1 protein-coding gene is annotated in these 2,849 nt (G+C 70.7%); it reads right to left on the bottom strand.

Going from position 1 to position 2,849, the window contains the following annotated elements; all coding sequences use genetic code 11:
- The coding region (locus ABZU32_RS40850; protein WP_354932149.1) for an acyltransferase domain-containing protein at positions 1-2,849 on the bottom strand (2,849 nt) is incomplete at both ends.

Here is a 2,849-nt window from a genome sequence, read left to right as displayed (position 1 = left end):
GCGCGGCGTGCGCGGCGTGCGCGGCCGACGCACCGTCGGATGCAGGGGCGACCTGCGCGTCTTCCAGCGAAACGTCGTCCGGGTCGAGGTCGATCAGGGTGATGCGGCCGGGTTCCTCCGCCTGAGCGGCCCGCACCAGCCCCCACACCGCAGCCTGCGCCGGATCGGGAACCTCCCCATCGGCCACGGCCACCGCGCCCCGGGTCACCACCACTGCCGGCCGCGCGTCCGCCTCGGCCAACCAAGTCTGCAACTCACCCAGCACTTCCTCGACGGCCCACCGCACCCGCACCGGAACTGGAACGTCACCCTCCACCGGCCCGCCGCCACCAGCCCCCGCGCCTCGGGCAGCGGATTTCGGTCCCACCGAAGAAGCGACATCCAGCATCGCGACATCCAGCGCCCCGGCAGCGGTCTCGGCGGTCTCGGCGGGCCCGCGCTCGTCCAGCGCCCGCCAAGCCACCTCGTACAACCACCGCGTCGGGACCGCGCCGCCCAACTGCTCAGAAGTCAGCGGTCGTGCGGTCAGCGTCTCCACCGAAGCCACCGGCCGACCAACGGTGTCGGCCAGGTCCAGCCTGGTGACCGCATCGCCGTCCAGGCGGCGCAGCCGTACGCGCAGCGCGGTGGCGCCGGCGGCGTGCAGGGTGACGCCGTTCCAGTTGAACGGAATCAGCGGACCGGTGTCCCCGGCATCCTGGCCAGCGTCCTGCACGGCCAGCATGCCCACGTGCATCGCCGCGTCGAGCAACGCGGGGTGAACGCCATAACCCGCCGGATCAGCGACATCAACCGGCAGCGACACCTCGGCGTACAGGTCATCCTGGTCTTCCCAGGCGCGAGTCAGGCCATGGAAAGCGGGGCCGTAGCCGTAACCGTGATCGACCAGGCGGTCGTACAGGTCGGTGGTGTCCAGTGGCTGGGCGCCTGGCGGGGGCCAGGCGTGGCGCAGGTCTGCCGCCGCGTCGCCGGGAGTGGTGGGGGTGGGGGTGAGGGTGCCGGTGGCGTGCCGAGTCCACTGTCCGTGGTCGTCTTTGGAGTGGATGGCGATCTGACGTCGGTCGTCTTGTCCTGGTCCGGTCACGGTGACCTGTACCACGACGCTTCCGGTGTCGACGTTGCCGTTGTCCCCGTTGCTGTGCTGGCCGTTGCTGTGCTGGCCGTTGCTGTGGTGACCGTTGCTGTGGTGGCCGTTGTTGTGGTGGCCGGGGTCGGGGATGGGCAGGGGGGCGTGCAGGGTGAGTTCGTCGATGGCGGGGCAGCCGACCTGGTCTCCGGCGCGCAGGGCCAGTTCCACGAAGGCGGTGCCGGGCAGGATCGGGGTGGCGTTGATGGCGTGATCGGCCAGCCAGGACTGGGCGGTGGTCGATAGGCGGCCGGTCAGGATGGCGCCACCGTCGGGCTGCTCCACCACCGCACCAAGGATCGGATGATCGGCGGCAGTCTGGCCGAGGGCGGCCAGGTCACCGGCGGGGAGCTGCAGCCAGTAACGGCGATGCTGGAAGGGGTAGGTGGGCAGATCCAAGGCGCCGATACGGGCACCGGCCGGTCCGGTCGGCCAAGCGGTCCAGTCCACGGCCGTGCCACGCGTCCACGCCTGGCCGAGCCCGGCGACCAGTTGAGCCGTCTCATCTCGATCGCGGCGCAGCAACGCCACCACCGAGGCAGGCTCTGTGTCCTTGCGGCCACCGTCGACCCGGCGGACCTGAGCGTGGTCGCCGTCCCCACCGCCGGTTCCGTCGAGGTGCCGGTCACCGGCGTTGTCGTGGTGGGCGAGGGTCTGTTCGATCATGGGGGCCAGCTGGGCGTCCGGGCCCGCCTCGATGAAACAGCCGACCCCCTGTCCGCGCAGGGTGGTGATGGTGTCGGCGAACCGCACCGGCCGCCGCACATGCTCCACCCAGTACCCCGGCTCGGTGACCTCCTCGCCGGCCAGCTCACCCGACAGGTTGGACACCAGCGGCAACTCCGGGCGACGCAACGTCAACCCGGCCACCACCCGCTCGAACTCCTCCAGCATCGGCTCCATCAACGGAGAGTGGAACGCATGCGACACCCGCAACAGCCGCGTCCGATACCCCTGGTTCCGCGCCCACTCCACCACCTGCTCCACCTGATCGGCAGCGCCGGAGACCACCACCGAACCCGGCGCGTTCACCGCCGCCACCGCCACCAGGCCATACCCAGCCAGCACCGGGGCAAGGACATCCTCGCCGCAGCCGATCGCCGCCATCGCCCCACCGGACGGCAACCCCTGCATCAACCGGCCACGAGCAGCCACCAACCGGCACGCATCCGCCAGATCCAACACTCCGGCCACATGCGCCGCAGAGATCTCCCCCAGCGAATGCCCCGCCACAAAATCAGGCCGAACCCCCAACGACTCCAACAGCCGGAACAACGCCGTCTCCACCGCGAACAACCCGGCCTGAGCGAACACCGTCTGATCCAGCACCCCACCAGCAACAAACCCGCCAGACACGCCAGCAGCAGAACCACCGCTGACACTGGTCTGGCTGAGCTCACCGGCCTGACCGCTCTGGCCAGCCTCGCTCTCGCCCGTCCGTCCGGCCTCGCTTGTCTGACCGCGCTCGCTCGTCTCGCTCGTCTCGCTCGTCTCGCTCGTCTCGCCGGTCCCGCCGGACTGGCCGCTCTCGCCACTCGGGCCGCTCAAGCCAGTCTTGCCGGTATTACCGGCCTCGCTGGTCTGGCCACCCTGGCCGGTCTGGCCAGTCGCGCCGGTCTGACCGGCCTGGCCGTTCTGGCTGGTGTGGCCGAGGATGATCTCTCGCAGGCTCACACCGCCGGCCAGGCCGGTCACCACGCCGGCAGCGAGTTCGGCCTCCAGA

The organism is Sphaerisporangium sp. NPDC005288 (assembly GCF_040607475.1).
GTDB classification, from domain to species: Bacteria; Actinomycetota; Actinomycetes; order Streptosporangiales; family Streptosporangiaceae; genus Sphaerisporangium; species Sphaerisporangium rhizosphaerae.
This window is presented reverse-complemented; position numbering and strand designations above follow the sequence as displayed.